This window comes from Pedobacter sp. ok626 (assembly GCF_900100435.1).
GTDB lineage: Bacteria > Bacteroidota > Bacteroidia > Sphingobacteriales > Sphingobacteriaceae > Pedobacter.
This window is the reverse complement of record NZ_FNEX01000010.1, coordinates 207,916-230,952: the sequence shown is the minus strand read 5'-3', so window position 1 is coordinate 230,952 and position 23,037 is coordinate 207,916. Positions and strand designations below refer to the sequence as shown.

The window sequence follows — 23,037 nt, the reverse complement described above, 5'->3', positions numbered from 1 at the left end:
TCAAAGTTAAATGGCAAAGTTTGCTTAACCATTAATATAAAACCTGATATGAATAATATAGCACCAAGTTCGGCAAAACAATCATTTTTAACTAAAAAATCAAATTCGACCCTAAAAATAGGTTTATTTGGCATTGGTCTCGACACCTATTGGCCTCAATTTGAGGGTTTAAAAGAACGACTTGAAGGTTATCTGAACGTAGTTGAGCAAAATCTCTCCAATATTCATCCTCAAATCGTTAATGCGGGGTTGGTCGACAATACGGACAAAGCTTTTGCTGCAGGTAAGCTTTTTAAAACCGCCGATGTTGATCTGATCTTTTTATATGTTACTACCTACGCACTTTCCTCCACGGTTTTACCTGTGGTACAGCGTGCGAAGGTTCCTGTAATCATCCTTAATTTAAGCCCAGATGCGGCCATTGATTACACCTCTTTTAATGCTATGACCGATCGAACCAAAATGACTGGCGAATGGCTTTCTTATTGTTCAGCCTGTCCCGTACCCGAAATAGCTAACGTTTTCAACAGAGTCGGCATCAAGTTTCAGCAGATTACAGGAATGCTAAAAAACGATCCGGAATGCTGGAATGAAATTACAGAGTGGGTTGAAGCTGCAAAAGTAGCCAATACCATGTTCTATAACCGCATGGGTTGCATGGGACATTATTACAGTGGCATGCTGGATATTTATTCTGACCTCACTCAGCAATATGCCCATTTTGGCGGCCATATTGAGCTCATTGAGGTAGAAGAGCTGGCTGCCTTGCGTAAGCAGGTGACAAAACAGGAAATGAACGACAGACTTCAATTGTTCAGCAGCACCTTCGATGTACAACCTGATTGTCCGGCAGAAGAACTTGAAAAGTCCGCGATTACATCTGTTGCGTTAGATAAGTTAGTAGCACATTATCAACTGGGTTCAATGGCTTATTACTATAAAGGAACGGGTAATATGGATAATGAGGAAGCCATTAGCTCAATCATTTTAGGCAACTCTTTATTAACGGCTCAGGGTATACCTGTTGCGGGTGAATACGAAATCAAGAATGCCCAGGCCATGAAAATCATGGATTGTTTTGGAGCTGGAGGTTCTTTTACCGAGTATTATGCCATGGATTTTAATGATGATGTAGTATTGATGGGCCATGATGGGCCCGGACATATTGCCATTGCCGAGGGTAAAACAAAAGTAAGGCCTTTAGGGGTTTATCATGGCAAAGTAGGCAAAGGGGTATCTGTGGAGATGTCAGTAAAAAATGGACCGGTAACCTTGCTGTCGGTAGTTGAACAAAAAGCTGGGAAGCTAATGCTTTTGGTCGCTGAAGCCGAATCTGTACCTGGCGAAATATTACAGATTGGAAATACAAACAGTCGTTATAAATTTCCAATTGGCGCACGTAATTTTGTAAACCGCTGGAACAGTTATGGCCCTGCACACCATTGCGCTGTAGGTATTGGTCATATCAGCTCAAAAATTGATAAGTTGGGGCAATTACTAAATATGGATGTAATTAAGGTTTGCTAAATATTTGGATTTTTTTCTATCTTTCTCCTACCTATGTTATACATCTTAATCGCCCTAGTTTGCTTGCTAATAGTTAGCAGCATATTTTATTACAATGCACTTGTGAACAAGAAAAACAGGATGAAAGAAGCCTGGAGCGGAATCGATGTGTATTTGAAGAAACGGTATGAATTGATCCCGAACCTCATTGAAACGGTGAAGGGTTATGCAAATCATGAACAAAAACTGATGCAAGATCTGGTCCGATTGCGTAATGAAGCAATTCAGTCCCAGCAAAATCAAGAGAAAATCAATACAGAAAACCATCTTTCAGAAAACATCAGTAGATTGATGCTCATTGCTGAAAGTTACCCTGATTTGAAAGCAAATACCAATTTCCAACAGCTCCAAACTCAACTGGAAACCATAGAAACTGAAATTGAACTCTCCAGAAGATATTACAACGGGACCGTAAGGGAAAATAACATTCAGGTTCAATCCTTCCCTTCCAACCTTATTGCATCCATCTTTGGATTTGAAAATGGCATTTTCTTCGAAATAAACAATTCTACAGAACGCGAACCGGTAAAGGTTTCCTTTTAAATCAACAAAAATGAAACTTAAATATTTATTTGCGCTGCGTTGGCTGTCCCTAATCGTACTGCTCAGCTCTATTCTCTTCACAAAAACGCTTGCACAGGAAACACTTACAGAACAAAGTCCACAGGAGAACCAATCCGAAAGAATTATTTCTTTTCATACCGACATCAGAATTGATACCTCAGGTATGATGTATCTATCTGAAAAAATTAAGGTTTATGTATCTGGCGATCAAATTAAACGCGGTATTGTTAGGAGCATCCCTGTGTATCGTAAAGATATATTTGGCGACAGAAAATCTGTAGATTTTAAAATCACGAGCATTTTAAAAAATGGAGAGAAAGAAAACTACAAGACCAAAAACGATGGTAGCATCCGCAGTATATACATGGGAAACGAAGATATTATTCTTAATCCAGGAGTCTACACGTATGAAATCAATTACCAAACAAAAGGACAGATTGGTTTCTTTAAAAGCTACGATGAAATTTACTGGAATGTCACTGGCAGTGAGTGGAATTTTGAAATAGAAAAAGCCTCCGCTACCATTGTACTTCCTCACGGGGCCTTAGCTGGCAACACAGCCTGTTATACTGGTCCTAGTGGTTCAACCAGTAAAAACTGTAGCATCAACATCAATCCCGACCAGTCTGTTAGCTTTCAAACTACCGAAAGTCTGCCACCGGGAAGTGGATTTACGGTGGCCTCAGCTTTCACTAAAGGGATTATACACAGACCATCTAATTTCGAACTTTTTTATCAGGACTATCTGAAAATAACACTAACCCTTCTGTTGCTGATTGGTCTTGGGACCTGGTATTACATCAGCTGGTCGCGTTATGGCCGGGACCCGCAAGAACCAGTCATCATACCTAGCTTTAATATTCCAAATAACTGGTCGCCAGCCCTACTCCGCTATTTTTACATAAAAAAAATAGATGACAAGTCCTTTGCCATCTCCATCATCAATATGGCTGTTAAAAAAGTCATAAAAATCACCAAAGGAGCAGGCCTTAAAAAAGAAGACTATGCCGTTGAAAAATCAGCGGATTTAACAAATCTGCTATCGAAAGAAGAAGATGCCATTTACATCCGCTTCTTCAACAAAAGAAATAGAATATACGTCAATAAATCGAATGGTTCGACTATAAATGCGGCAAAAAATGCGCATCAGGACAGCTTGAAACCGCAGCTTGACTTAAAAGGTTTTTTCATGAGTCACAAAAAGCATTTAATCAAATCCACCCTGATTACGCTGGCTGTATTTGTTGTATTCATGGTTTTTGTAGAAACTGGCACACCTTTAATGATACTTTTCCTTAGTCCTTTCGTTGTAATCGGAGGATTTTGTTTCTTTGGAGGATTGAAAATAATCGGCGAATCTGTGGCTGCTGGAATTTTCCTGATCATTTGGGGAGCTGGGTTCGGCGGGGTTCCGCTGTATATGCTTCTTTCTAACTTGAGCAAACTACCTATAATTTCACTTGTATTCATTGTAACCAGTACCATCATGTATGCGGTATATGTTTACCTGATCAGGGCCCCTACAGCATCCGGAACTGATGTTATAAGTAAGATTAAAGGATTTAAAATATATCTGGAAACAGCAGAAGAACATCGCTTAAACCTATTGAATCCGCCAGAACATACACCAGAATTGTTTGAGAAATTTTTGCCTTATGCACTTGCGCTTGATGTAGAAAATGCCTGGGGAGCCAAATTTGAAGAGCTACTCAATCAGGCAGATTATAGTCCTGATTGGTACGAGGGCGACAAGTTTTATTATCCTAAAATTGCAAAAGGTTTTATCGTACCATTTAGCAGCGCGGTTAGTGATAGTAAACCAGATACAGGCTCTTCCTCAGGATCATCAGGAAGTTCAAGCTGGAGCTCTGGGAGTAGCGGAGGCGGTTCTTCTGGTGGAGGCGGCGGTGGCGGTGGCGGAGGTGGCTGGTAAAAACTAAATATACAGGAAAGGAAACACCGTAAAAAGATTATCTTTCAAGAAAATATTTAAACTCGAATTAACGTGAATAAAAAACACTTAAATTATTTAATGGTGATACTTTTAGTATTCACCTTTTCTGCCAGCAAGGCACAGAATGGTTATCAGCCTGGTTACGCCATCCTTAACGACGGAACCCGTATAAGCGGTTCTATTATACTTTATGATGATGCTCCGTGGCATAATCAACGCTTTATTTTCCTTAAGGATTCAGCTCAGCTTGCAGTTAATCCTAAAACAAAAGCAAAAAAATATAAAGCCGATGACCTTAAATTTTACCAGGTTGGGACCAGGGCTTTTGACAAAGTGCATTTTGTAGATCTAGAAAACTTACAACTTAAGAGCCTTGGTACAAATGACCATATGTTGGAAAGATTAGCAACAGGTAGAATCAAAGCTCACCGTTTTTACTCTTATGAAGCCGATACTGAAGGATTCGCTGGAACTGAAGAAGAGTTTATTGAATGGAAGAAAAAAAGAACAAATGCCTTGTTCACTGGCTTTAAGATATTGATCACAAAAGACAATGAAGGTAAAGCGAAAAACGCATTCGATACTGATCTTCAACCATATTTTGAGGATACTCCAGAAGTATTGGCGAAATATAAAGGCGGAGGTTACGGAAATGAACCTATCGTTGTTAAAAAAGGACTTGCAGCCAAAATGATGGCTATGGCTAAAAAAGCGGCTTTTAAACCACAGCTAGCTGAGGCATATGTAAATGCATTTAATGACTATAATGACAAAAACAAAGGAAAGAATTAACCTTTGCATCAACAGTCTTGGTAGCGAATCGAACGGTATTGATTCGCTACCAAGACTATTATACTAACCAAAATGCTTACTCGAATGTTTAAAGGCGAGCCCGAAGGCAATTACGACAGGATTTTGGATTTCAGTACCGCTAAAACAGGAACTTTATTCTTTTGTCCTTCGATAGATATGCTAAAAGATTTTGCAGGATAATAAAATAATAAGGAATCTCATTGCCAAAAACTCCCTCTTTTTATTACTATTGATTAACGGCTTGTTTACTTTAATGCTTTTATCTTTTCTGCCAGTAATATCAAAACCGGTTGTTTGGCAAACAAATTAAAGCTCCAAATATCGTCCGTGATAAAAATATAGTTCCTTTCAAAACTGTAAATAAAATCCCCTCCTTCAATTCCAATAATCCAGTCTTCTTTTTTTAGATCAGGGTAAGTATGCAATACCTTCCAACAATACTCCCTTATCTCTTCTTCATCAAAATCGTCTAACATAGGTAAAATACTGCCTTCTTTAGTTAGGTCATATTCGGTTAACATTTCATCAATCTTATTTATCATGGTTAGCAGGTATTTAATGAAACCTTCGCTTTTGATTGGATTAAAGTTAAGAATCTTAAACAAGATAAAAACCCCTCGCCTCTTGTAATGGTATAGTATTTGTCTGGGATTTCGCGAAAAATCCCACAAATATTAAGTATGAAACTAAAAATCTTAACCCTATTTTTTCTTGTTACAGCGACCATGCTGGGTAGCTGTTCCAAAGACAACAATGAAGAACCCAGCTATGAATATACCTATAAACTTACTGGCCCCGGTACTCTCCAAGTGGAGGTTCAGTATACGCCGACCATGACCGATCCTAATTTGACAGAAATTCCTGATGATCTTACCTATGAAGAACAAGTGACACCGCCTTGGCAAAAGACTGTAAAATTACATAAAAACATTGTGGGTGTCGGCTTTTCGGCGAGTGTCAGCGAGGGAATACCCGGAGCGAGTTACACCATTTCGATCTTGGGCAAAGAGGCTAAAATCTTAGAGACAACCAACTTTACATTGGATGAACACGGAGATGGTAGTGCCCTCCTGAACTACTATCGTAATCGACCGTAGTGCTATATCTGTTCAGTCTATAAAGCTATTGTTCATTGATGGCCTGTATTTTACCAGGGAATGCAGAATCTCCTTCCAGGTTAATCATTTTTAAACCAGTAACCCCATTACTTTCCAATACGTGTGCAAAATAATCAGGCAGATTTTTACCCCAGGTTACGGCACTGTTCCGGATAGTAATATTGCTTACTTTATCCAGGAAAAACGCAGAAGTAGGTGCTTTTAATAAGCCTTCAACATTACTCGGACGGCGGTCGTAAACCCCGCCCGGTAATGAGGTGGTTTTATGCAAAAGCATGTCAATGTTATCAAAAACAATTCCTGAAACTTTATCGGCCGACTCTGCCCCAACATAAATCCCATTCTCACTGATCGATTTGATGTTGCTGAAATAGATATTTGTCACCGCCCCTACTTTTCCCTCTGTTTGTCCCTTTGGAAAGCGCCAGCCAGCATCTTTATTATTGCCCTTGGCTCGTGGATACGCCGTAACGTAAATAGGTTCTGCTTTGCCCCACCACACGTCAGAGAACAGTTGAGCACCAATAATGATATTAGAGAATATCACATTGGAAACCGTTCCTTCATCCCTATTCTGAATACCAATACCTCTGTTGCTTTTTGATATGATACAATTATTGATAATAACATTATTGATGCTATCCATATTTTCAGAGCCTATCTTTATCGCACATGAACGCGAACTCATGGTACAATTGGTCACTGTAATGTTTTCACAGGCCCCGAATTCTTCGTATTCACGCCTGTTTTTTAAACAAATACAATCATCACCGGACTCGATATAGCAATTACTGATGCGGACATTTTTACTATGGTCAAGATCGATCCCGTCACTATTCCTCACCTTTAAGCTATTCAAAAGTGTAATGTTATCAATCACCACATCATCGCAGCCAATCAAATGAACCGTCCAGTAAGCGGAGTTCCGGATCGTAAGGTCATGAATTCTGATATTTTTACCTCCTACGATAGTCAATATATGTGGCCTGGGATCTATCACATGGAATGGTTTTAACACATAAGAATCTTCCAGCTCCGCCCCCATAAATGAGATTCCATTGCCATCAATAGTTCCATTCCCACAAATGGTTACATTTACCAGGTTTTCCCCGCCAATCCATATTGTTCCCTCAGCCTTATTGGCACGGAATGCACTTTCTGTATATACCCGTTCATCAGGGTTAGCCAACACCTTAGCGTTTGTTTCCACATAAAATTCTACGAAAGACTTTAATTTAAAGGGTCCGGCAAGATATGTTTTCCCCGAAGGCACAACTACACGCCCCCCTCCCGCAGCAGAACAGGCATCAATAGCTTTTTGAATTGCGGCGGCATCATCCTTACGTCCATCACCAATTGCGCCGTAAGCAACAATATTATAATCCTTGCCAAATCCAGCCGGATTGATGGCCAGCGCAAACACTGGTACAAAGCACATCAAAAGAACATTTAAAATAAGTGCAGATCTCTTTGCAACATTCATAATTTCATATTTTATTTGGTAAAAAACAATGATTAACACGTTAAAATTATCGGGCACCGAGGCCTGCCGGCTGATCTTTTACTGCTCTACCCCATACGGAGGGCTGCTCGTCCATAAAGAATTCCAACTTCCCTCCTTTTGTGATATCGGCATACCTGATAAATGTTTTTGAATAAGGTTTACCATTTAGCATTAAACTTTTGATAAAAGTAGCTTGTGGATTTTTCTGATGTCTAACGATTTCAAAAAATCGATTATTTGCCAACTTGATCTTAACATTACTAAATAACGGAACTGATAAAAGATATTGATCAGAAACAGGATTTAAGGGATAAAAACCCATTGCAGCAAAAACATACCAGGCCGACATTTGTCCCGCATCATCATTGCCACTTAAACCACCAGGACCATCACTATATTCTTCACTTAAAATCTGGTGGACATGTTTTGAAGTTTTCCAAGGTGAAGAAGTATAATTGTACATAAATGGAATCTGATGTCCGGGTTCATTGCCATGCCAGTATTCCTTTTTAGCAAACAAAGAATCTAGTGCTTTTTCGAGTTGGGGTCTTCCTCCCATTAAACTAGCCAGTCCGGGTACATCCTGGGGCACATAAAAAGTGTATTGTCTGGGTGTTCCCTCAGTAATATAAGGTTCTCTTGAATCTGGTTTAAATGGTTGATACCAGGTTCCATCAGTATTTCGCCCCCTCATCATCTTTACAGCAGGATCGAAAACGTTTTTATAATTCTTAGCCCTTTTTATCAGCGTATGATAATCACCGGTTTTGCCCAATCCTTTAGCAACTTCAGCTAACGCATAATCATCATAGGCATATTCCAAAGTACGACTAACCTGTTCTTTTTTATGAAATGCCTCCTGTACACTATCCTGCATAGGGATATAGCCATACTTCAGGTAGGAACTGAGCGCCCTACGTCCCATCCCATTTTTATAATCGACATCACCGGCAACCTTAAAGGCATTCTGACGCATCAGCCTGTACGCCTCCTCCACATCATAATCCCTTATACCCTTGTTATATGCCGATGCAATGAAGGCAGTTCCATGATCACCTACCATTGCGGAGGTATAATTGTTCCAGCATGGAAAAATAGGTAACCATCCTCCTTGTGTACCCTTTAATACCATAGACTGTGCCCAATCATTTACCAATCCGGGTTGCAGGATCTCCATTAACGGCAAATGTGCTCTATATATGTCCCACATAGAGAAATCATCGTAATAGTTTCCCTTGCTCAATTTATTCAATTGATAATTACCAGCAAAGCGAGGATAGGTACCGTCGATATCATTGTATAGCCTTGGATGCTGCATTACGTGATAAAGTGCCGTATAAAAAATTCTTTTATCCTTTTCGTTTGAAGTCTGTATGCTGGTCTGTCCTAAAGCCTTTTCCCATACCTGTCTATTTTTTTCTGCAAGCGCATTAAAGTCCCATCCCTGAATTTCTGCATCCAGATTTTTCCTGGCTCCTTCAATGCTGCTAAAAGAGGTGCCGACTTTAATACATAATTGTTCCCCTTTTTGCAGCTCAAAGCCAAGATAAGCGCCGATATCTTTCTGATTGATGACGCTATCGGAAGGCAATAAATTCCCGTTACTAAAAGTCCCCGTTTGGGCAGCAATTTTTTCCAGCCTCAGCACAAAATAGCCACTAAAACCTGCAGGCTTCCCCCGTCCCTGGTAAATTCGATGCACGGGATTAAATCCGTAAACTTCGCCCCGCTTCCTATCAACTTTTATAAAGCCTTGTTTTTCATCACTGTTTGAAGTAATCAGCAAATACAAACTATCCGTTTTTGTCGCAGTAACACGCAGCATTGCACTACGTAAAGTAGCCGTCATTTCTGTCTTTAGGTTATATTCCGGCAATTTCAGACTATAATAGGCTGGCGTGCTAATTTCATCTTTATGGGAAAAACGGGTAGCGTAATCCGAAGCTTTTGTTTGCAGTTTACCAGTAATGGGCATGAAAGTAAAGCTTCCATAATCTTGTGTACAAGAACCACTGATCCAATGTGTTGCCCTAAACCCACTTAATAGGCTATCACTGTAAAAATAAGGTGGAAGGCACTTCACTTCTGTTGTCCTGGTCTGCGGTGTCCACTGCGTCATACCAAAGGGTAAACCTACTGCAGGAATGGTATTTGCAAATTTCTCAGATCCATCTTCCCCATGCTTTAACGCAGAAATTGTGGTACTGGCTGCTGTCCCTGATAAAGGCTGCACATACTTTACCAAATCAGTAGTTTGATAATTAAGCACGTTATAAGTTTGTTGTTGCGCAGCTATTTCTAGCGAACAAATGCATAAAAGACACCCGAGTAAATATTTGGCCATAATCAATAATTGAATCTTAATTCAGTTTATCGTTACCCAAAATCTGCATTTTACCTTTTAATCAGGCAATATCGTCCACATTTATTTACTTAATCGATTACGTAATTAGATCCTTGGACTATAATGATCCAGTTGTGGATGCTCTAATTAAAAGATCCGAAGGAATTACAGCACTCTCGTCGCTTAAAACCTGTGTATTTCTTTTCAATGCCTTAAACAAAATAGTGGCGGCAAGTTTCCCCATCTCAAACGCGGGCTGTGTAATTGTAGTTAGCGAAGGATTGAATATCGGAGCATTAGAATCATTGGAAAAACAGACCACTTTAATATCATTTGGAATTTTAATCCCCAGTTCCATACAGGCCAGATAGATCTCTGTCGTCATTTTACTAACAGTGGCCACAATCCCATCAGGTCTGTCCTTACTTTTCAACAACTCAATAAGCAAGTCGTAGTTTCTAGTCAGATCCTCATTGTAATCAATAACCCGGCATAAAGTTTCATCCATCTGATAGTCCACTAATGCCTGTTTATAGCCCTGCATCCTTTTGGAACTGATAGAGAGTGATTCTGAAACAGATAAAAGCACTATCTTTTTACAACCAGCTTCAATCAGGTGTTTGGTAGCCAGGTAACCACATTCATAATCATTGGTCGTAATTTTAGCCGTATCAATTTCTTCGCATACCCGATCGAAAAATACCAGAGGCACCACTTTATGTAGTAATTTGATGTGATCAAAAGTATTCGTTTTCATTGCGACTGACATGATCACACCATCCACCCTTCCAGATTCCAGATCTTTTAAAATCTCTATTTCACGTTCCTGGTTCTCATGCGTAAGATAAATGAGTGCGTGGTACCCTTTTTCTATCGCTACAGCTTCAATACCATTCAAAGCAAGCGAAAAAAAGCTATCTGCCACTTCGGGAATCACGACAGCAATTGTCCTGCTTCTTTTTTCTCTTAAACTTCCGGCGTAGGGATGGGGAACATAATGTAATGACGCAGCCAGATCAAGTACTCTTTGTTTAGTAGCAGTGCTAATTTCATGACTATCTCGCAATGCCTTTGAAACAGCAGCAGTAGATAGGTTTAGCTCTTTAGCTAGCATTTTAATTGTAACAACGCCCATTCTACAAGATATAATTTTGTTCCGGCTTAAACTATTTACTTAACCGATTAAGTAAATAAATCGTGTTAAATATGAAAATCTAACAAATCAAAACTACAACTTTAATCATAATAAATGTTGACAGGACAATTAATATTAATTGAAAATCAAATGAATGCTAACCAAATAAATCCTGCAGAAGAGAACAACAGTCCATTACACAATCTGGATGAATGGGAAAACGATGTTCTGGAGCGCTATCCTGATCCTTCGACTATCAATCAGGATAAAAAAGAAGAAGAATTCCGAAATTATGAGGAAACGGCAAAAGATGGGGTAAAAGAATTTTACAGGCTAAACCATAAGTACCAGACCTATGATTTCGTAATGCAGAAAAAAGCGGACTATCTTAAGTTTGACAAAAAAGAAATGCCCATCTGGCAGGCGTTCGATTTCTTAAATGAACTGGTTGATGACTCCGATCCCGATACAGATCTGGATCAGATGCAACACCTCCTGCAGACTTCTGAGGCGATCAGGAACGACGGGCATCCGGATTGGATGGTATTAGTGGGTTTGATTCATGATATGGGTAAAGTATTGTGTTTGTTCGGTGAACCACAATGGGCAGTTGTCGGCGATACCTTCCCTGTGGGTTGCGCCTATTCTGATAAGATTGTTTATCCTGAGTTTTTTAAAGACAACCCGGATTTTCAGAATAAACTTTACCAGGATAAATTAGGCGTTTATAGTGAGAACTGCGGATTAGACAATATACACATGTCCTGGGGACATGATGAATATGTGTACCACATGATGAAAGACTATATTCCTGAACCAGGCTTATATATGCTGCGTTATCATTCTTTTTATTCGCAGCACCGGGAAAATGCCTATACTCACTTAATGAATGAAAAAGATCATGAAATGTTCAAATGGGTTAACCTTTTTAATCCTTATGATCTGTATTCAAAAAATCCGAACCAAAAAAGCTGGGAAGAATTGAAGCCTTACTACCAGGAACTTGTCGCCAAATACCTACCGGTCACACTAAAATTCTAAGGTCCATTCCTTTACCCATGCAGTAAAGCATCAAAAAAAACAGTCAAACCCAATAAAAACTAACCAAATATGAAACTAAATTTACTACGCCATGAGATTTAATTATGCACTTTTTCAACGTAGCTGCCTGTGCATGCTACTGTTGTTAATTTGCCAGTCCTTCAATGTAGCGCTGGCACAAAATGAACGAAAAATCACAGGTAAGGTAGTCGATGACCAAAGCCTTCCGCTACCGGGTGCTTCGATATCCGTAAAAGGAACAAGCAAATCAACGGCGTCAGGATCCGATGGAGCCTTCAGCATTACTGCAAAAAAAGGTGATGTACTTGCAGTTAAATCTATCGGATTCGAAACAAAGGAAATCACAGTTGGAGATGCTGCATCCTACACCGTAAAACTTACCCAGACCAGCACAAATCTGTCTGACGTAGTGGTGGTAGGTTATGGTAAAAGTACCAGAAAAACGCTGTCCAGCGCAATTACTTCAGTAAAACCTGAAGAACTTAACAAAGGTGCAATAGCAGACGTTGGGCAATTGCTACAAGGTAAGGTTGCAGGGATGAATATTAGTGCTAGCGGTGACCCAAACAAACCAGCTGCAGTCATATTACGTGGTGCATCCACGGTAAATAGTCCTGGAGCCCCTTACTATGTTATAGACGGCGTACCTGGTGCCGATATCGCGGCAATAGCACCTGCTGATATTGCATCAATTGATGTCCTAAAAGATGCAGCTGCTACTGCTATTTACGGTAACCGTGCGGCCAGTGGTGTAATTATGGTAACCACTAAACGTGGTAAAAGTGGTCAGCCACAGGTTGCTTACAGTGGCTATGCGGGCGCAGAAAAAGTAAGTAACACATTAGACCTAATGAATGCTGATCAATTACGGGCTTTTATCGCCGCTAACGGTGCTGCATTCTCACCTAATGACGATCTTGGCACCAATACCGATTGGATGAAAACCATTCAGCGTTCGACGGCTTATTCACAAAACCATAATTTGTCTCTTAGCGGTGGTTCAGACAAAACGAGCTATAGTGCCAGTCTAAACTATTTTAATAAAGATGGTATTTTAGCAGAAAGCTCCCTTAATCGTATTATTGGTCGTTTGAACATTGACCAGTATACCTTTAATGATAAAGTTAAGTTCAGTTTGAACTTATCAAATTCAGGTAGTAAATCTATTAACGTGCCTTTGCAAAATATAGTTTTACTACAAGCAGCAAAGCGCCTACCTATATCACCAGTTTATGCCGCCGACGGCTCTTATTTTGAAAACTTGAACAATACAGGTTATTTTAACCCTGTAGCGATTACCGGAAATGCACAAGATGAAACCAAATATAACGTCCTACTGGGTAGTTTTAATACCGAAGTTAAATTGCCTTTTGATCTGACTTATAACATAAACCTTTCCTATCAAAAAACAACATCATCACATGGTGAGTTTTACAGCAGTTATTTCGGCAAATATCCAACATCTAATTTTTACAACAATCCAGATCCGGGCATTGGGATATCGCATACACTTATTGGAAGTTTGTTCGGTTCCAATGGTTCAGCTTTAAGAAGCAACTTCGAAAATGCGACAAAAACACTGGAAACATTCCTGACCTGGAATAAAAAAATTGGCGATCACGCTATCAATGCTGTATTGGGCTATACTTACCAGGATAATGTATATGGAGATGGATTTCAAACATCAAGTACAAATTTCCCTACCGACAATATTGGTTTTTCTAACCTTACACTGGGAAATCCCTATGCCATCTCATCCTACCGAATCAATCTTGGCAACGATCTTACCTATGGTAGAGTATTGATGATTTCTGACTTTTTCCGGGTTAATTATAGTTATAAGGATAAATACATGTTTCAGGGCTCTATCAGACGCGACGGGAGTTCTGTATTCGGCGAGAATAATCAATGGGGTTATTTCCCTTCAGCTGGTTTAGCATGGCGAGTGAGCGAAGAAGAGTTTATGAAAAATCAAACAACTATAAGCGACTTAAAAATTCGTGTCAGCTATGGTGTTACAGGTAATTCTTCCGGTATTGGCGCTTATACCGGAAAACTGGTTTACGGCATTAGCGGCACCTATTACAACAATGGCGTTCAGGCAGCAGCCTATGCTCCAGTACAGGGTTCAAATCCCGATTTGAAATGGGAAAGAACAGCAACCAAGAACATAGGAGTCGATTTTGGATTACTGAACAACAAAATTACAGGTAGTATTGACGTGTATGATAAAAACACAACAGATATGCTTTTTAAATACAATGTTTCTTCGTCACTTGTTCCCGGGGGTGCTATATGGGCCAACGGTGGAAGCATTAACAATAAAGGTATTGAACTTAGTCTGAGTGCTTCACCAGTAGTTACAAAAAGTTTCTCCTGGTCAAGTACGATGAATATGGCTTACAACAAAAATAAAATAACCAGTCTTAAAGGACCATATTCTAGTGGTGACTCAATACGGTACTCTGATCCGGAAGGGCCGGGACAAACCAATTCAACTTTACAGCTACTAAAAGTAGGTTATCCATTAGGTCAGTTTTTCTCCCTAAAATATGCGGGCAAAGATCCTGATGGCAAATCCTTGTTTTATAAACACGATGGTTCTACCACGACGACCCCAAGCATTGGTACCGATTATTTTTACCTGGGAAACGCACAACCTAAAGTATTACTAGGATGGAGTAACACTTTCAAATACAAAGATTTAGATCTAAACATCTTTATACGTGGCACCTTTGGAAATAAAATATTTAATGCGACCAGAGCTGACCTGTCTTACACAGCCGGTGCAGCTGTTAACAATATACTAAATAGCGCAGCCAACGATAAAATTTCTGACACGAGAAACTCATTTTATTCAGATAGATATATTGAAAATGGATCTTACGTTCGTTTAGACAATGCCACGCTGGGTTATAACTTTAAAAGCCCTTTAAAAAATGTCAGCAATATCAGGGTTTATGCTTCTACAAATAACCTGTTTACCATTACAGGGTATAAAGGAATTGATCCAGAGATCAACCAGGGCGGTGTTGCGCCAGGTATAGATTATAACAACTTCTACCCTAAAACACGCACCTTTTTATTAGGTATTAACGTATTATTTTAAAGAAGAAATTTAAAGAGATGAAAAAGATATTAACTGGAATATTATTTGCACTTACTGGTGCTTTAGTATTCACTTCCTGCCAAAAACTCGAAGTACCAATTACGTCAGAACTAACCCCAGAGACTTACCCGCAAACTGCTGCTCAGCTTACTTCTGCATCAGGACCGGTATACATCAGTTTGAGAAGTGATTTCGCTACTGGTTACTGGTTTTTGCAAAGTTGTACATCAGACGAAGCGGTGTTACCTATGTTCGCCTCCGATTGGATTGATGGCAATAGATACCTCGAACTACATCGCCATACCTGGACAAAAGACAATGCCTCTATAGGTGGCGGCTGGACATATTTAACGAATATCATTGGCACAGCCAATCAAACAATATCCATTATCGGCAAATCGGCTCCTGCAGGGGACACGAAAAACACCACTATGGCGGAATTAAAAACGATGCGTGCATTGGCTTATTTTATGATGCTGGACACTTATGGCAACGTTCCACTAGATACGCTTTACGGTAGTACGGAATTAAAACCAAAATCACCACGGGCAGCAGTATTCAATTATGTTGAAAGTGAACTTAAAGCAGCAATTCCATATTTGAAATCAACAGCAGGTATGGCTACTTACGGTTTACCAACCAAGTATCTGGCTTATTCTATACTGGCAAAAATGTATTTAAATGCATCAGTATATACAGGTACTCCACGCTATGATGACTGTATTGCGGCCTGTGATCAAATTATTGGCTCTGGCTTGTACGGCATTGAACCCATGTCTACTTATCTACAAATGTTTTATCCAAACAACGGACCCAGTCAGAAAGAATTCATTTTTGCTATCCCTTTTGACGCCTCAACATCTAATGGAAACATGTTTTTAGCAAGGTACGATTTGAACCGCAATCTGGGTATAAGGTATTCTTATTCGGGATCTACACCAGGAACCTTCACCAATCCGGTAATGAACCAAAGCACCGGCGGTGGATTAACTAATAATAAGCCAAGCGGTCCAAGAATGACTACATCTGAATTTTATGCAAATTTTAATGACCCTAACGACATACGGAACAAACAATGGTTAACCGGCCCACAATACTGGCAGGACGGTAGCCCTATCCTGGTTAGTACGACCAATTTAGGCTACAACCAATTCTATACTGGGGGAAGTCCGGCTGCCGCATATGTTTATCCATTAAATTTAACGCCGCTTACCAGTTCGCGGCTAGCTCCTGGATCCTATGATTTGGGCAAAGATGAAATTGCCTGGAATACTGGCTATCGTAACATAAAATTTTTAGCAGATTATACAAATCCAACTAACCGTAACCAGAACAATGATATGCCGTTATTTCGTTACTCCGATATTATACTGATGAAAGCCGAAGCAATATTCAGGGGCGGAACAGCAACATTAGGTGCTACGGCACTAGGATTGGTAAATTCAGTACGTTCAAACCGTACTACCTCATCGGCTTTAACTGCACTCACTTTAGATGTCTTATATAACGAACGTTCTAAAGAATTTGCATGGGAAACATGGCACCGCAACGATATGATCCGATTTGGTAAATTTGAAGCTAGCTATGGCTTGTCTAAAACCAACACAGATACCTACCGTCGTATTTTCCCAATACCTAGCACTGCAATAGCTACCAATAATAAACTGACACAGAACGACGGATACCCTCAATAGCCTTCAAATAATTACACTATAAATAGTAATTCCCCGGAAAACATACACTTCCGGGGAATTTTACTAATCCCCCAACTATCTATAAACCAAATCTTCTTTTCTATGAGGATAAAGACACTTTTACTGCTTGCTTTTCAATGCAGTTTGCTACATACTGCTGTTAATGGGCAAATGCTGCTAAAAGATCCTACAAAGACCAGCAACAGTACAAAAGTGCTGATCAAAAAAGATTCCAGTCTCAATTTTATCGCTATGGGAGATTGGGGGCGCAATGGAGCAGATCACCAGAAACAGGTAGCAGCGCAAATGGGAATTACCGCAGCTGATCTAAAAGCTCAGTTCATCATCTCTACAGGGGATAACTTTTACCCGAGCGGTGTAATCAGCGAACATGACCCGCTCTTTAAATATTCTTTTGAAGATATTTATACAGCTTTTTCATTACAATGGGATTGGTACCCCGTTTTAGGAAACCACGATTATAAATCAAACCCAGATGCACAGGTGGCTTATTCTAAAATTAGCCGAAGATGGAAAATGCCAGCACGTTATTATGCAAAGAAATTTCCTATAAACGGAGATCAGTCACAAAAGGTACTGATTGTTTTCATGGATACCAATCCGCTCATACCAGAATTCTACAAAAATTCTGAATACGGACCAAACGTGCAGGGGCAAGATACTACGCTACAAAAAAAATGGCTCAATAAAGTATTGAGCGATACCTCTCCTGACATCAAATGGAAAATAGTTGTGGGACATCACCCTATGTTTACAGGTGGCAGTCGGACAAATACTTATGATACAAAAGCCATTCGTAATTCATTGAAACCAATTCTTGATAAATATGGCGTTGATGTTTATCTTTCAGGACATGAACATAGCCTTCAATACATTAAACCTTCCGGAAAAACACACTATTTTATCTCCGGTGCAGCATCGGAAAAAACACCGGTCAGGCTGATAGATGATATGGAAATGGCTGCCTCGACATATGGTTTTATGGCGATCTCTATCTGTAAAAATGAGCTACAAATGCAGACCATCAATGACGAGGGGGAAATCATTTACTCAACATTAATTAAAAAATAAATGACAGCGATAAGTAAGCGTTTGCTATCTCTCGATGCTTTACGAGGCTTTGACATGTTCTGGATCATCAGTGGAGAAGGAATTTTTCACAGTTTAGCCAATGTAGTAATGAACAAACATGGACTTACTCGCAATGCACAGGACTGGACAATATCCCCGAATAACAGCCTTTCTTACCTGGAACGCTTCATGATCATTATCAGTAACCAGTTGCACCATAGCCCCTGGAATGGATTTACATTCTACGATATGATCTTCCCGCTATTTATTTTCATCTCCGGGGTATCTATGCCTTTTTCTTATCATAAGTACTTTAACGACACCAATCCGGCCGATAAGGCTAAGACAAAAAAGAAGCTATATCTGGCTTTAGTCAAAAGGACGCTCCTGCTGATTTTACTTGGTATGGTCGTAAACGGATTACTTCAGTGGCAAGGATATGAAAACACCAGATTTGCCAGTGTACTCGGTAGAATTGCGCTAGCTACATTTTTTGCAGCCCTCATCTACCTCAACTGTTCGCTACCGAAGCAACTATTATGGTTTGCCGGCATCCTTTTGGGTTATTGTGCAATTATGCTGCTCATTCCCGTGCCGGGCTATGGGGCAGGAGTTTTATCTCCTGAAGGAAATCTTTCTGCTTATATCGACCGACAATTTTTACCTGGAAAATTACACCGGACCATTTATGATCCCGAAGGCCTGTTGTCTACCCTACCGGCTATTGCATCTGCGTTGCTTGGTGTATTCAGCGGTCAGTTTTTAAAATGGGAATCCGCCTCATTCGGCCCCTTGAAAAAGACCTTGGCACTATCGATTGCAGGCGTACTATTGTTACTTACCGGAATCGCCTGGGGCACATTTTTTCCCATCAACAAGAGCATGTGGACAAGTTCTTTTGTCTTATTTGCCGGCGGATGGAGTGTTTTACTATTTGCATTATTCTATTACATCATTGATGTGTCTGGCTACAAACGCTGGTCCCTACCCTTTGTTTGGATTGGCACCAATTCTATACTCATTTACATGGCAGCCCATGGTCTCGTAAATTTCGAGTCTAGTTCCCATTTTTTGTTCGGGGGCATCATCAATATGGTAATTCCGGATTGGCAGCCAGTTTTATTATGGATCGGCGTACTGATTATACAGCTTAAGCTGCTGCAAGTACTTTACGAGAAAAAATGGTTTTTAAAGATTTAAACAATTTAGAATGAAGTCGACAATATATTTAATAGCTGCCATCATTACCTTAACGGCAGCTAAGGTAAATGCACAGACAGATTTGAAGGCCTCGAATGAGCTGATCGTCAGAACATTGCCCAGTCATTACAAATCATTTGTTACAGAAAATATTCCTGCTGAAAACGGCACTGATGTTTTCGAAATTGAAAGTAAGGGTACAAAGATCATTTTGAGAGGTAGTAGTGGAGTTGCTATTGCTTCTGCCTTATATCATTATCTAACTGAATATGGCCATTGTCAGATCACCTGGAATGGCAGCAACCTGAACTTACCCACAAAGCTTCCACTGCTTCAAAAAAAAATCAGGAAAAACACGCCTTACGAGTACAGGTATTACCTGAATTATTGCACCTTCAATTATAGCATGAGTTGGTGGGACTGGAAACGATGGGAAAAGGAAATTGATTGGATGGCCTTACACGGCATTAACATGCCTTTGGCCATCACTGGAGAAGAATATACCTGGTATCTTTTGTATAAAGAGATGGGCTTTAGTGACGCTGATCTGAAAGATTTTTTTACCGGACCTGCGTACTTTGGCTGGTTTTGGATGGGCAATATAGATGGATGGGGTGGACCTCTCCCACTTTCCTGGATGGAAAGCCATTTTAAACTGCAAAAGCAGATCCTCGCACGTCAGCGTGCATTGGGTATGAAACCTGTACTACCTGCTTTCACAGGTCATGTACCCGCCGCATTCAAGAATAAGTTCCCCAAAGCAAAGCTTAAAGCTACCAATTGGACCAATGGTTTTGCCGATACTTACATATTAGACGCCGAAGACCCAATGTTTGCAAGCATCGGTAAACGGTTTCTGGAAAAACAAACCGAATTGCTGGGAACTGACCATCTTTACTCTGCAGATACCTTTAATGAAAATGAACCGCCATCGGATGATCCTGAATTTCTGGGTAGATTGAGCAAGAAAGTATACGATGGGATGAAACTGGCTGATCCAGATGCAATATGGGTAATGCAAGGCTGGCTTTTTTATAGTGACAGAAAATTCTGGAGAGATGCTCAGACTGAAGCACTACTTAAGGCCGTACCCAATGACAAAATGATTTTGCTTGACCTGGCTACAGAAATTGAACCGGTATGGAAACGTACAGAAGCCTTTTATGGTAAGCCATGGATCTGGAACATGCTACATAATTTTGGCGGAAACACCAACTTATTTGGCAGAATGGATGTGATCGCGAAAGCACCGGCTGAGGCGCTCCATGATCCAAAGAGAGGCAACATGCGAGGAATCGGGCTAACGATGGAAGGCATTGAGCAAAACCCGGTACTATATGAGCTAATGACAGCCAATATATGGCGCAGCGAAGTGATCGATTTAACAACCTGGCTACCCAAATTTGTGACCAATCGCTATGGAAAAAAAGATCCTCATGCCTTAAAAGCATGGAATATCCTGAGAAACACCGTTTACAATGTGCCTGCCAACAAATACATACGTGACGGCGCAGAATCAATCATTCAAGCCCGGCCAACACTGGATTCTATGACGAGGTGGACAAAAACATCTTTAAACTATGATGCTAAAGACTTACTGCCGGCCTGGGATGAACTCATAAAAGCAATCCCATTGTGTAAAACAAGTGATGGCTTCCAATACGATTTGGTTGATTTAACCAGACAGGTGATGGCCAACTATGCGTTGCCTGTGCAAAGAAACTTTGTGAATGCTTATAAAGCGGGTAATCTTCCACTATTCAAAACAGAAAGCGCAAAATTTATCCAGATCATTGATGATATGGATAAGCTCTTGGCTACAAGAAAAGACTTCCTGTTGGGCCCATGGGTAGAAGATGCCAGAAAATGGGGTAACAATGAGTCCGAAAAATCACTGTATGAAATGAACGCGAAAGACCTGATTACTTTATGGGGTAATGCGAGCAACCCACTTCATGAGTATGCCTGCAGACAATGGAGTGGATTGCTGAGCGACTTCTATAAACCCAGGTGGCAACAGTTTTTTCTAAAAGCGCAGACTGCCTTACAAGCTAATCAGCATATTGATTTCATTGCATTTGAAAAAGAAATTATGCAATGGGAATGGAAATGGGTAAATTCAAGAAAAGACTATCCTGTCAAAACAATCGGAGATCCTATAAAAACAGCGCTCGAAATACATACAAAATACCGTAAGATTATAGCCAACGTGCATTAATCAAATTTAAACCGAACCAAATAATGAACCACTTACAAACCGCAGATTACATAGTCTTTTTTATTTATTTTATTGCCATATCTTCCTATGGCTACTATATCTATCATAAAAAGAAAACAAAAAATATCAGCTCAAAAGATTTCTTTTTGGCTGAGGGTTCACTAACCTGGTGGGCAATCGGAGCGTCATTAATTGCCTCTAACATTTCGGCAGAACATTTTATAGGTATGTCGGGTTCAGGCTTTGCCTTAGGTCTGGCCATTGCTTCCTATGAGTGGATGGCAGCAGCAACACTCATCATTGTAGCCATTTTCATTATACCGGTCTATTTAAAGAATAAGATTTTTACCATGCCGCAGTTTTTATCAAAGCGATACAACGACAAGGTAAGTACCATTATGGCGGTATTCTGGTTACTGGTGTATGTATTTGTCAACCTAACCTCTATCATATACCTGGGGGCGCTGGCCATTTCATCTATATCCAATATCAGTTTTGAATGGTGTATTGTAGGGCTGAGTGTGTTCTCTATGATCGTCACTTTAGGCGGCATGAAGGTAATCGGCTATACCGATGTGATACAGGTGTTGGTGTTGATTATTGGTGGTTTAATTACCACTTACCTGGCTTTATCTCTCCTTTCTAATGAATATGGATTTGGCAATGATATTTTCAAAGGACTTTCTATTTTACGGAATGAGGCTCCGGATCATTTCCACATGATATTTGATTCTTCTGATAAATATTACAAAGAACTTCCTGGACTTTCTGTATTGATCGGTGGGATGTTGATCAACAACCTGGCCTATTGGGGTTGTAACCAATATATTGTCCAGCGTGCATTGGGTGCTGATCTGAATACTGCGCGAAAAGGAATTTTATTTGCTGCATTTTTAAAACTATTAGTACCGGTCATCGCTGTGCTTCCGGGGATTGTGATGTATGTACTACATAACAAAGGCTTATTTCAGGCAGAAATGTCAGAGGCTGGTGTCCTCAAACCCGATCATGCTTATCCTACCCTAATGAATTTATTGCCGCCGGGATTAAAGGGAATTGCTTTTGCCGCGCTTACAGCAGCTATTGTAGCTTCACTTGCAGGTAAAGCCAATAGTATATCTACTATTTTTTCACTTGATATTTATAAAAAGTATTTTAACAAGGAAGCTTCCGATAGAAAGATGGTTCTTGTTGGACGTTGGGCAGTGGCCATTTCTATGACTATAGCAGCCATAGTAACCCCATCCTTAAAATCACTAGATCAGGCTTATCAGTTCATCCAGGAGTATGTAGGTTTCATTTCCCCGGGTGTATTGGCTATTTTCTTGCTTGGATTTTACTGGAAACGCACCACAACAACTGCAGCCATGACGGGTGCATTGTTAACCATTCCGCTTTCAACAGTACTTAAGTTCCTTCCGGTCTGGACAAATGGCGCTTTTCCGGATTATCCATTTTTAGACAGAATGGCGATTGATTTTGTGGTTATTGTACTTGTAATGATCGTCATTAGTCTGATGAAGCCCAAAGATGAAGCTGATCCCCATTCTATTGAAGTGGATACCTCGATGTTTAAAATCAGTACCAGCTTTGCATTGGGTTCTCTTCTGATCATGGGAATCCTGACCGCACTTTACACTATTTTCTGGTAAAAAACGCCAAAA

The 23,037-nt window shown here is 40.1% G+C and carries 17 protein-coding genes; 13 read left to right on the top strand and 4 right to left on the bottom strand.

All coding sequences use genetic code 11. From position 1 onward, the window contains the following. Positions 1-48 precede the first annotated feature (48 nt). The 5 genes from BLS35_RS15515 to BLS35_RS15495 all read left to right on the top strand — a co-directional run bounded on the left by BLS35_RS15515 (position 49) and on the right by BLS35_RS15495 (position 5,077). Positions 49-1,527 (top strand): arabinose isomerase, encoded by a 1,479-nt coding sequence (locus BLS35_RS15515; protein ID WP_090782623.1) that lies wholly within the window; start codon positions 49-51, stop codon positions 1,525-1,527. A 102-nt stretch (positions 1,528-1,629) separates the two neighbouring features. Then, on the top strand, positions 1,630-2,109 hold the full coding sequence (locus tag BLS35_RS15510) for a LemA family protein (protein WP_254778911.1): 480 nt from the start codon (positions 1,630-1,632) through the stop codon (positions 2,107-2,109). A 10-nt stretch (positions 2,110-2,119) separates the two neighbouring features. Beyond that, positions 2,120-4,063, top strand: coding sequence for a DUF2207 domain-containing protein (locus tag BLS35_RS15505; protein WP_090782618.1), 1,944 nt, complete (start codon positions 2,120-2,122; stop codon positions 4,061-4,063). Between the two features lie 99 nt (positions 4,064-4,162). Beyond that, a complete protein-coding gene (locus BLS35_RS15500; RefSeq protein WP_090782616.1) occupies positions 4,163-4,876 on the top strand; it encodes a hypothetical protein in 714 nt (237 codons plus the stop codon). Positions 4,877-4,948: 72 nt separating this feature from the next. Continuing rightward, entirely contained in the window at positions 4,949-5,077 is a 129-nt protein-coding gene (locus tag BLS35_RS15495) for a Dyp-type peroxidase domain-containing protein (protein ID WP_132225997.1), read from the top strand. Positions 5,078-5,142: 65 nt separating this feature from the next. On the opposite strand, the gene BLS35_RS15490 is transcribed toward BLS35_RS15495, so the two are convergent. Further along, positions 5,143-5,439: a hypothetical protein gene (locus BLS35_RS15490; protein ID WP_132225998.1), complete on the bottom strand. Its 297-nt coding sequence runs from the start codon at positions 5,437-5,439 to the stop codon at positions 5,143-5,145. A 138-nt stretch (positions 5,440-5,577) separates the two neighbouring features. Between BLS35_RS15490 and BLS35_RS15485 the strand changes: the two genes are divergently transcribed. Next, positions 5,578-5,994, top strand: coding sequence for a hypothetical protein (locus BLS35_RS15485; protein WP_090782612.1), 417 nt, complete (start codon positions 5,578-5,580; stop codon positions 5,992-5,994). A gap of 25 nt (positions 5,995-6,019) precedes the next feature. Here BLS35_RS15485 and BLS35_RS15480 read toward each other — a convergent pair whose 3' ends face one another. From BLS35_RS15480 to BLS35_RS15470, 3 genes are all read right to left on the bottom strand, one after another. Continuing rightward, positions 6,020-7,498: a glycoside hydrolase family 28 protein gene (locus tag BLS35_RS15480; protein WP_090782610.1), complete on the bottom strand. Its 1,479-nt coding sequence runs from the start codon at positions 7,496-7,498 to the stop codon at positions 6,020-6,022. A gap of 46 nt (positions 7,499-7,544) precedes the next feature. Then, on the bottom strand, positions 7,545-9,863 hold the full coding sequence (locus BLS35_RS15475; RefSeq protein WP_090782608.1) for a GH92 family glycosyl hydrolase: 2,319 nt from the start codon (positions 9,861-9,863) through the stop codon (positions 7,545-7,547). A 118-nt stretch (positions 9,864-9,981) separates the two neighbouring features. Next, a complete protein-coding gene (locus tag BLS35_RS15470) occupies positions 9,982-10,998 on the bottom strand; it encodes a LacI family DNA-binding transcriptional regulator (protein WP_090782606.1) in 1,017 nt (338 codons plus the stop codon). Between the two features lie 150 nt (positions 10,999-11,148). Here BLS35_RS15470 and BLS35_RS15465 point away from each other — a divergent pair, with 150 nt between their 5' ends. From BLS35_RS15465 to BLS35_RS15435, 7 genes are all read left to right on the top strand, one after another. Continuing rightward, the gene (locus BLS35_RS15465) at positions 11,149-12,039 is read left to right on the top strand and encodes an inositol oxygenase family protein (RefSeq protein WP_090782670.1); all 891 of its coding nucleotides are present in this window, start codon (positions 11,149-11,151) and stop codon (positions 12,037-12,039) included. Positions 12,040-12,130: 91 nt separating this feature from the next. After that, on the top strand, positions 12,131-15,169 hold the full coding sequence (locus BLS35_RS15460; RefSeq protein WP_090782604.1) for a SusC/RagA family TonB-linked outer membrane protein: 3,039 nt from the start codon (positions 12,131-12,133) through the stop codon (positions 15,167-15,169). A gap of 17 nt (positions 15,170-15,186) precedes the next feature. Then, positions 15,187-16,863: a RagB/SusD family nutrient uptake outer membrane protein gene (locus BLS35_RS15455; protein WP_090782603.1), complete on the top strand. Its 1,677-nt coding sequence runs from the start codon at positions 15,187-15,189 to the stop codon at positions 16,861-16,863. 102 nt (positions 16,864-16,965) lie between these two features. Beyond that, complete coding sequence (locus BLS35_RS15450; RefSeq protein WP_090782602.1) at positions 16,966-17,955, top strand: purple acid phosphatase family protein; 990 nt, start codon at positions 16,966-16,968, stop codon at positions 17,953-17,955. After that, positions 17,956-19,155, top strand: coding sequence for an acyltransferase family protein (locus tag BLS35_RS15445; protein ID WP_090782600.1), 1,200 nt, complete (start codon positions 17,956-17,958; stop codon positions 19,153-19,155). Between the two features lie 10 nt (positions 19,156-19,165). Next, a complete protein-coding gene (locus BLS35_RS15440) occupies positions 19,166-21,373 on the top strand; it encodes an alpha-N-acetylglucosaminidase (RefSeq protein ID WP_090782598.1) in 2,208 nt (735 codons plus the stop codon). A gap of 23 nt (positions 21,374-21,396) precedes the next feature. Continuing rightward, a complete protein-coding gene (locus BLS35_RS15435) occupies positions 21,397-23,025 on the top strand; it encodes a sodium/sugar symporter (RefSeq protein ID WP_090782596.1) in 1,629 nt (542 codons plus the stop codon). Positions 23,026-23,037: the final 12 nt, after the last annotated feature.

Excerpts from the sequence above, each read along its gene's own strand:
- BLS35_RS15515 (WP_090782623.1), top strand. The coding sequence starts at position 49 with ATGAATAATATAGCACCAAGTTCGGCAAAACAATCATTTTTAACTAAA.
- BLS35_RS15505 (WP_090782618.1), top strand. The coding sequence starts at position 2,120 with ATGAAACTTAAATATTTATTTGCGCTGCGTTGGCTGTCCCTAATCGTA.
- BLS35_RS15500 (WP_090782616.1), top strand. The coding sequence starts at position 4,163 with ATGGTGATACTTTTAGTATTCACCTTTTCTGCCAGCAAGGCACAGAAT.
- BLS35_RS15495 (WP_132225997.1), top strand. The coding sequence starts at position 4,949 with ATGCTTACTCGAATGTTTAAAGGCGAGCCCGAAGGCAATTACGACAGG.
- BLS35_RS15490 (WP_132225998.1), bottom strand. The coding sequence starts at position 5,439 with ATGATAAATAAGATTGATGAAATGTTAACCGAATATGACCTAACTAAA.
- BLS35_RS15485 (WP_090782612.1), top strand. The coding sequence starts at position 5,578 with ATGAAACTAAAAATCTTAACCCTATTTTTTCTTGTTACAGCGACCATG.
- BLS35_RS15480 (WP_090782610.1), bottom strand. The coding sequence starts at position 7,498 with ATGAATGTTGCAAAGAGATCTGCACTTATTTTAAATGTTCTTTTGATG.
- BLS35_RS15475 (WP_090782608.1), bottom strand. The coding sequence starts at position 9,863 with ATGGCCAAATATTTACTCGGGTGTCTTTTATGCATTTGTTCGCTAGAA.
- BLS35_RS15470 (WP_090782606.1), bottom strand. The coding sequence starts at position 10,998 with ATGGGCGTTGTTACAATTAAAATGCTAGCTAAAGAGCTAAACCTATCT.
- BLS35_RS15465 (WP_090782670.1), top strand. The coding sequence starts at position 11,149 with ATGAATGCTAACCAAATAAATCCTGCAGAAGAGAACAACAGTCCATTA.
- BLS35_RS15460 (WP_090782604.1), top strand. The coding sequence starts at position 12,131 with ATGAGATTTAATTATGCACTTTTTCAACGTAGCTGCCTGTGCATGCTA.
- BLS35_RS15455 (WP_090782603.1), top strand. The coding sequence starts at position 15,187 with ATGAAAAAGATATTAACTGGAATATTATTTGCACTTACTGGTGCTTTA.
- BLS35_RS15450 (WP_090782602.1), top strand. The coding sequence starts at position 16,966 with ATGAGGATAAAGACACTTTTACTGCTTGCTTTTCAATGCAGTTTGCTA.
- BLS35_RS15445 (WP_090782600.1), top strand. The coding sequence starts at position 17,956 with ATGACAGCGATAAGTAAGCGTTTGCTATCTCTCGATGCTTTACGAGGC.
- BLS35_RS15440 (WP_090782598.1), top strand. The coding sequence starts at position 19,166 with ATGAAGTCGACAATATATTTAATAGCTGCCATCATTACCTTAACGGCA.
- BLS35_RS15435 (WP_090782596.1), top strand. The coding sequence starts at position 21,397 with ATGAACCACTTACAAACCGCAGATTACATAGTCTTTTTTATTTATTTT.